Source organism: Klebsiella sp. K-3 (genome assembly GCF_051207495.1).
Classification (GTDB): Bacteria; Pseudomonadota; Gammaproteobacteria; order Enterobacterales; family Enterobacteriaceae; genus Klebsiella; species Klebsiella aerogenes.
In genome coordinates, this window is the sequence record NZ_JBPNXF010000039.1 from 1 (window position 1) to 492 (window position 492).

A 492-nucleotide genomic window follows, 5' to 3' on the forward strand; every position below is an offset into this window, starting at 1 on the left:
CACCTGGCCGCCGGTAACATAGAAGCGCAGCATCGGGCGGAACTCCGGCCCCATGCCGATGGCGATGTTCTGCGACAGCGTCAGCTTCCAGCCGTGGTTATCCCCGCCCTGGTCGTAGTCAACGCGCTGGTAGCCCGCTTCCAGCCAGGTCGAGTGCACATCGTTCCAGAAGTACATCGGCCGGACGATCGCACCGTAGTTTTTACGGTTGTCGGTATTGTCCTTGCCGTTGTCGTAGTCGTGGAAGGCCAGCAGATATTCGATCTGCGCCTGCTGGGTGAATTTATGGCTGCCCTCAAAGCTGGCGTAGACCGTGGTCAGGTCGTCGGTTTTGTTGTAGACGCTGTTATCCGAGTTGTCGGAGTAGCGCAGGATCACCTTATTCACCCCGCTGTCGTTGGTGTGGCTCAGCACCAGCCCGCCCTGCCAGGCATCGAGGCGCGCGTCGCTGTCCACCGCTTTTGAGTCAAAGCCATAGTTGGCATATACCTC

At 59.1% G+C, this 492-nt stretch carries 1 protein-coding gene; it reads right to left on the reverse strand.

What is annotated here, in order from left to right; translation table 11 throughout:
- The coding region (locus ACSEMK_RS24045) for a carbohydrate porin (protein WP_430915556.1) at positions 1-492 on the reverse strand (492 nt) is incomplete at both ends.